This is a genomic window from uncultured Sphingomonas sp. (assembly GCF_964237335.1).
Classification (GTDB): domain Bacteria; phylum Pseudomonadota; class Alphaproteobacteria; order Sphingomonadales; family Sphingomonadaceae; genus Sphingomonas.
Map to the genome: position 1 here is coordinate 169,218 of NZ_CAXSHM010000001.1, position 6,466 is coordinate 175,683.

The 6,466-nt window shown below is 72.5% G+C and carries 6 protein-coding genes and 1 pseudogene (1 of these 7 running past the window's edge); 3 read left to right on the forward strand and 4 right to left on the reverse strand.

Annotation, left to right across the window (positions count from 1 at the left end):
• Positions 1-5 precede the first annotated feature (5 nt).
• Positions 6-2,510 (reverse strand): ABC transporter permease, encoded by a 2,505-nt coding sequence (locus tag ACFE65_RS00800; protein ID WP_375380420.1) that lies wholly within the window; start codon positions 2,508-2,510, stop codon positions 6-8.
• A complete protein-coding gene (locus ACFE65_RS00805) occupies positions 2,510-3,184 on the reverse strand; it encodes an ABC transporter ATP-binding protein (protein ID WP_375380421.1) in 675 nt (224 codons plus the stop codon). The genes ACFE65_RS00800 and ACFE65_RS00805 overlap by 1 nt, the downstream gene beginning before the upstream one ends.
• A 59-nt stretch (positions 3,185-3,243) precedes the next feature.
• On the opposite strand from ACFE65_RS00805, the gene ACFE65_RS00810 reads away from it, so the two are divergent.
• Both ACFE65_RS00810 and ACFE65_RS00815 read left to right on the forward strand, forming a co-directional pair.
• The gene (locus ACFE65_RS00810; RefSeq protein WP_375380422.1) at positions 3,244-3,930 is read left to right on the forward strand and encodes an arylesterase; all 687 of its coding nucleotides are present in this window, start codon (positions 3,244-3,246) and stop codon (positions 3,928-3,930) included.
• Between the two features lie 167 nt (positions 3,931-4,097).
• Positions 4,098-4,625, forward strand: coding sequence for a MucR family transcriptional regulator (locus ACFE65_RS00815; RefSeq protein ID WP_375380423.1), 528 nt, complete (start codon positions 4,098-4,100; stop codon positions 4,623-4,625).
• Between the two features lie 30 nt (positions 4,626-4,655).
• Here ACFE65_RS00815 and ACFE65_RS00820 read toward each other — a convergent pair whose 3' ends face one another.
• Both ACFE65_RS00820 and ACFE65_RS00825 read right to left on the reverse strand, forming a co-directional pair.
• Positions 4,656-5,624 carry an NADP-dependent oxidoreductase gene (locus ACFE65_RS00820; protein WP_375380424.1) on the reverse strand — a complete coding sequence of 323 codons (969 nt, stop codon included), beginning with the start codon at positions 5,622-5,624 and terminating at the stop codon, positions 4,656-4,658.
• Positions 5,625-5,699: 75 nt separating this feature from the next.
• Positions 5,700-5,978, reverse strand: a complete 279-nt coding sequence (locus tag ACFE65_RS00825) for a chorismate mutase (protein WP_375380425.1) — start codon at positions 5,976-5,978, stop codon at positions 5,700-5,702.
• A gap of 115 nt (positions 5,979-6,093) precedes the next feature.
• Here ACFE65_RS00825 and ACFE65_RS00830 point away from each other — a divergent pair.
• Positions 6,094-6,466, forward strand: a pseudogene (locus tag ACFE65_RS00830) (polyprenyl synthetase family protein) (it continues 642 nt past the right edge of the window).

Here is a 6,466-nt window from a genome sequence, read left to right on the forward strand (position 1 = left end):
GACTCCTATTCCGAACGAAGCGCGGCCGCCGGGCGCGCGCGCAACGCGGGCAGGCTGCCGAGGACGCCGATCCCCAGCGTCGCCAGCACCGCGACCGCGAGCGTCAAACCCACGACTCCCCAATCGGGTGCCCAGGCGAGCGCGAAGACATGGGTGACGACATACCACCCCGCCCCGCCGCCCACGCCGAGCGCGACGAGCGCCAGCAGCGCGGCGAGCAGCGCGTACTCGATCGCCTGCGCGCCCAGCACCTGAGCCTTGGTGGCGCCGAGCAGCTTCAGGATCACCGCATCGTAGCGCCGCGCGCGCGCGGAGGCGGCGACCGCGCCGATCAGCACCGCGATGCCCGCCGCCACCGTCACGGCCGCGGCCGAGCGCACCGCGACGATGACGCGGGCGATGACTTCGCCCAATTGGCCGATGACGTCGCCCACGCGCACCATCGTCAGCGCCGGCAGCGCACGCGCGACGTCGCGCGCGATCGCGCCGTCGTCGGCGGCGGGCGCATAGACGCTGGCGACCAGGCTGTGCGGTGCCTCCTCGATGTAGCCGGGCGAGAACACGATCGCGAAGTTGAGGCCGAGGCCGCCCCAATCGACCTCGCGCAGCGCGGCGATGCGCGCGGGCACGTCGACGCCCAGCACCGCGATCGTGATCGTATCGCCCAGTTTCAGCCCCAGCGTGACGGCGGTCTTCGCATCGATCGAGACGAGCGGCGGCCCGCGATAGTCCGCCGGCCACCAGCGCCCGGCGACCACCCGGTTGCGCGGCGGCACGACACCCGACCAGGTGATCGTGCGGTCGCCGCGCAGCACCCAGCTTTCGGGCGGGTGCGTCATGTCCTCGATCCGCACGCCCTTCAGCGCCACGATCGCGCCGCGCAAGCTCGGCACCGCCTCGATCCGCGCGCGTCCTCCCGTGGCGCGGGTGACGGCGGTCCGAAACGATGCCTCGTCCTCCGGCTGGAGGTCCGCGGCGAAGAAACGTGGCGCCTTGGCGGGCGCGGCGCTCGCCAGCTCGCTGCCCAGGCTCGTGTCGATCGCCGCCAGCGCGACGAACAGCGAGAAGCCCAGCCCCAGCGCCACCACCAGCCGCTCGGTCGGCGCGCCCGGCCGGTGGAGGTTGGCGAGCGCCAGCCGCGCGAGCGGGCGGCGCGGCCTGGGCAGACGCGTCAGCAGCGCCCTCAGCCCGACGCCAACCAGCCACAGCCCGAGCACCAGCACCGCGGTCGCCACCACGAACCCGCCCGCGAGCCGGCGGTCCGACGCGGTCAGCACCGCCAGCGCGACGATCCCCGCCGCCAGCAGCAGCGCGCCCAGCACGACGCCCCGCCCCGGTCGCCGCGCCCCCGCCAGCGCGCCGCGCAGCAGCGTCGCCGCCGGTACGGCCCTTGCGCGCGCCAGCGGCGCCAGCGCGAACAGCGCCGCCACCATCAGGCCCAGTGCCGCCGCGACCGCCAGCGGCGCAGGGTAGATCGCCAGCCGCGGCGCGACGGGCAGCGCCGCGCCCGCCACCCGCGCGACGATCCACGGCACGGCCGCGCCCACCGCCAGCCCGGCGACGCTCGCGCCGGCTGCCACCAGCGCCAGCTCGCCGCCATAGATCGCCGCGATCATGCCCGAGCGCGCGCCCAGCACCTTCAGCGTCGCGATCGCGCCGGTCTTGTCCGCCGCCCAGGCGCTGACCCCGCTGCCGACGCCCACCCCGGCGATGGCGAGCGCGGCCAGGCCGACGAGCAGCAGGAACTGGCCGAGCTCGTCGATCCCGCGACGCAACGGCGCTGCCGCCTCGTCCACGGTGCGCGACGACCAGCCCGCGCTGGGGAACGCCGCTGCCAGCCGCGCGCCGGTCGCATGCGCGTCGGTGCCCGGCGGCAACAGCAGGCGATAGCGCGCGTCGTACAGGCTGCCCGGCTGCACCAGCCCGGTCGCGTCGAGCCCGGCCAAGTCGACCAGCACCGGTGGCCCGAGCCGGAAGCCCTCGCCGAGCACGTCGGGCTCCTGCGTCAGCAGTCCGACGATCCGCAGCCGCGCGTCGCCGATCCGCAGTGCGTCGCCGACCCGGACGCCCAGCCGCTCCGCCAGCGCCGGTGCGATCACCGCCTCGAGCCCATGCGGCCGGTTCGCGAGCGCGCCCGCCGCCAGTGCCGCCCGGCCCACCATCGGCCAGCGCCCGTCGACCCCGCGCAGATCGACCAGGGCGGGAGCCGCGCCGTTCGACGGGTCCGCCATCCCGCGCATCCGCACGGTCTCCGACACGCGCCCGCCGACGGCGGCGGCGGCGAAGGCCGCGCGTTCGGCGACGCTGGCCTGCCGCTGCGACACGCGCATCTCAAGGTCGCCGCCCAAGGTCGCGCGCGCCTGTCCCGCGAGCCCGGCGAGCAGCGCGGCGGAGAAGCTGCCGATCCCGGCCAGCCCGGCGACGCCCAGGAACAGGCACAGCGCAAGCAGCCACAGGCCCCTGCCGCCGCGCCTGAGATCGCGCAGCGCAAGCCGTAGCGCGACCGGCATCAGGCCTGGCGCCGGTCGGCGACGATCCGTCCATCGGCCAGCTCCACCACCCGCCCGCACCGCGCCGCCAGCCGCGCGTCATGGGTGATGAGGAACAGCGTCGCGCCCGCGCTGCGCTGCCGCTCGAAGATCAGGTTCATGATCTGCGTGCCGGTCGCGGCGTCGAGGTTGCCGGTCGGCTCGTCGGCGAACAGCAAGGCGGGCTCAGACACCAGCGCGCGGGCGATCGCCACCCGCTGCTGCTCGCCGCCCGACAGCTGCGCGGGGTAATGCGTCAGGCGATGGCCGAGGCCGACGACCGCCAGTTCGCGCTCCGCCCGCGCGAACGCGTCCGGTTCGCCCGCCAGCTCCAGCGGCACCGCGACATTCTCCAGCGCGGTCATCGTCGGCAGCAGGTGGAAGGCCTGGAGCACGATCCCGATCCGTCCGCGCCGCGCGACCGCCAGCGCGTCCTCGCTCAGCCGCGCGACGTCCAGCCCCGCCACCAGCACGCTGCCGCCGCTCGGCCGCTCGAGTCCCGCGAGCACCGCCATCAGCGACGACTTGCCCGACCCGGACGGCCCGAGCAGCGCCACGCTCTCGCCCGGCCCCACCGACAGGTCGATGCCGCGCAGGATCGGCGTCGCCGTGCCCGACGGGCCGAGCGAGAGCGTCAGGCCGCGCGCGTCGATCACGGGAGCGATAATGTGGGCGACGATTTGGGCGCCGGGGGCAGGTGCGCTATCGGCGGCGGATGGGATGGCGGTCACCGGCATGGCGATACGGGCGGGCGGCGGCGCTTGTCCATGGCGCGTTGTTCTCCGCAGTGCTGACGGCGGCGCCTCCCGCAGCGCCGGCTGCCGCGGGCCCGCTGATCTGGGCGTTCGGCGACAGTCTGACGGAAGGCTACGGCCTGCCGCCCGCGCAGGGCTTCACCGTCCAGCTCCAGGCCGCGCTGCGCCGCGCCGGCGTGCCCGCGACCGTGCGCAACGGCGGCGTGTCGGGCGACACGACGCGGCAGGGGCTCGCCCGTCTGCGCTGGGGCTTGCGTGGCCTGCCGCGCGCGCCCGACCTGGTGATCGTCGAGCTGGGCGCGAACGACATGCTGCGCGGCCTGCCGCCCGAACAGGCATCGCACGCGCTCGATGCGATCCTGACGGAGTTCGACCGCCGGCACATCCGCGTGCTGCTGACCGGGATGCGCGCGTCGGCTAATCTTGGGCCGGACTATCGGCGCAGGTTCGACGCGTTGTTTCCTCTGCTCGCCCGCGCGCATCATCTCGCCTTCTATCCGTTCTTCTACGACGGGATCGTCGCGCGACGCGATCTGATCCAGGCGGACGGCATGCATCCCAATGCTCGCGGCGTGGCGATCATCGTCGGCCATATGCTGCCGGCCGTGAAAGCTGCCTTGCCCGCGCCGGCGAAGCGTAAGCCATAGGATCGCCGTCTCCCGGATCGGCCAGTTCCTTCGCCGACGAACCGTTATCGTTGGATGACCAATGTTTAATTTTGTCATCGGACCTGAAAGAACCGCGGAAATACAGCGTGCGCTGTTGACGCTAGACGCCCGATCGCTACTTGGGCAGCATCCCAAGGAGAATATTGGTGTCCGACGAAACTCTTGACTATAATCCCGTCGAGCTCGCGACCGAGCTCACTATCGCATGGCTGTCCAACGCGAACACGCGTGCGAGCGCCGAAGAAGTCCCCACCTTCCTGGCCCGCATGCATGATGCGGTGAATGCCTTGAGCGCGAGCACGGCCGTTCCCGAAGAACCTGCCGCTGAGGCGCCCGTCGAGCATACGCCGGCGGTATCGGTGCGCAAATCCTTGGCGTCCAAGGATCACATCATCTCGATGATCGACGGCAAGTCGTACAAGACGCTGCGCCGCCACCTGTCGTCCAACGGCATGACGCCCGACGAGTACCGCGCGCGCTACAACCTCAAGGCCGACTATCCGATGGTCGCCGAAAGCTATTCGACGCATCGGCGCGAGATGGCCAAGAAGATCGGCCTTGGTCGCAAGCCGGGCGAGCGCCGCCCCGCACCTGCACCCCAGGCCGAAGAGGCCGCCGCCCCCAAGCCGCGCGGCCGTCGCAAGGCGAACGCCGAGGCCGCGACCGCGGAGTGATCCGATCCTCGTGCCGGCGGTCGACTGTCCTCAGTCGACCGTCAGCACGATCTTGCCGCGCACCTGCCCGCGTCCCTGGCGCTCGTGCGCGGCCTTTACCTGGTCCAGCGGGAAGGTCTCGGCCACCACCGGCCTGATCTTGCCGGCCGAGATCAGGTCAGCAATCTCGCCCAACTGTGCCGCATTGGGCTCGGCATGCCAGCGCCCGGGCACACGCACGCCGCGCGTCTTTGCCGCCGCCGTCGTCTCGTCGGACAGGTCCACCGTCGACACCAGCATGCCGCCGGGCTTCACCACCGCCACCGATCGCGTCTGCGTGTCGCCGCCGACCAGGCCGAGCACCAGGTCTACCTCGCCGACCAGTTCCTCGAACGGCTGGCCCTTGTAGTCGATCGCCACGTCGGCGCCGAGCCCACGCACGAACGCCAGATCGCCGGCCGACGCCGTCGCCAGCACGGTCGCGCCGCGCGCCTTGGCGATCTGCACCGCGAGATGGCCGACGCCGCCCGCAGCGCCGTGGATCAGCACGCGCTGCCCGGCCGTCAACCCGCCCTGGTCGAACAACCCCTGCCATGCCGTGATCGCCGCTAGCGGCACCGCCGCCGCCTCGACGAAGTTCAGCCCGTTGGGCATCGCCACCAGCTCGACGGCCTTGACGACGACATACTCGGCCTGCGCGCCACGATCGAAGCCGATGTGGGCGAACACCCTGTCGCCATGGCTCAGCATGTCGTGCGCGCGGGTGCCGACCAGCTCGATCGTGCCGGCGAGGTCGCGACCCAGCACGATCGGCAGCATTTCGGCCGTCACCATCGGGAATGCGCCGCGTCGTGTGTTGAGGTCCACCGGATTGACGCTGGCCGCACTGACGCGGACCAGCACCTCGTCGTCGACCGGCTGCGGCCAGGGCCGCCGCGCGATCTCCAGCACCTCGGGACCGCCGAAGCGGGGCAGGAGCACGGCGCGCTGCTGGGCGGGAAGCGGTGACGCATCGGTCATGGACGGCTCCTGATGATCCGCGTCCAACGCCTGGCTGCCCGCTCCTATCCGCGCAGCCGCTCCCCCGCGGCGGCGTCAGCCGCGCAGCCGCTCGTGATGGCGGATCACCTCGTCGATGATGAAGCGCAGGAACTTCTCGCTGAACTCGGGGTCGAGGTCCGCCTCCTCGGCCAGCCGCCGCAGCCGTGCGATCTGCGCCTCCTCCCGGCCGGGATCGGCGGCGGGCAGCCCGGCCGTCGCCTTGTGGCGCCCCACCGCCTGCGTCACCTTGAAGCGCTCGGCGAGCAGGTGGATCAGCGCCGCGTCGATATTGTCGATGCTGCGACGATAGCCCTGCAACACGTCGTCCGGCATCGCCCGTTCCTTCGTTTCGGTACGGCCCGGGATAGGGGCAAGGCGTCTCGGCGGGCAAGCGCGCCGCCACCCCAGCCTTGCCTTTGCCGTCGCTTGACGCCACATCGCGCGTACGATGACCGCGACGCTCCACCGCCTGACCGGCGATCGCCCGCCCTCGCTGGAGCCGATGCTCAGGCTGGTCGCCGGCGACTTGAACCAGGTCAACGCGGTCATCCTCGACCGCATGCAGTCCGACATCCCGCTGATCCCGGAGCTTGCTGGGCATCTGATCGCGGGCGGCGGCAAGCGGATGCGGCCGATGCTGACGCTCGCGAGCGCGCGGGCGCTGGGCTATACGGGCACCCGCCACCACCGGCTCGCCGCCGCCGTCGAGTTCATCCACACGGCGACACTGCTGCACGACGACGTGGTCGACGGATCGGACCTGCGCCGCGGCAAGCGCACCGCCAACCTCATATGGGGCAATCCCGCAAGCGTGCTGGTGG

What these genes read in the sequence shown, in the direction of transcription:
- ACFE65_RS00820 (WP_375380424.1), bottom strand. Translation starts at nt 5,624, where the DNA reads ATGACCGATGCGTCACCGCTTCCCGCCCAGCAGCGCGCCGTGCTCCTG.
- ACFE65_RS00800 (WP_375380420.1), bottom strand. Translation starts at nt 2,510, where the DNA reads ATGCCGGTCGCGCTACGGCTTGCGCTGCGCGATCTCAGGCGCGGCGGC.
- ACFE65_RS00810 (WP_375380422.1), top strand. Translation starts at nt 3,244, where the DNA reads ATGGGATGGCGGTCACCGGCATGGCGATACGGGCGGGCGGCGGCGCTT.
- ACFE65_RS00825 (WP_375380425.1), bottom strand. Translation starts at nt 5,978, where the DNA reads ATGCCGGACGACGTGTTGCAGGGCTATCGTCGCAGCATCGACAATATC.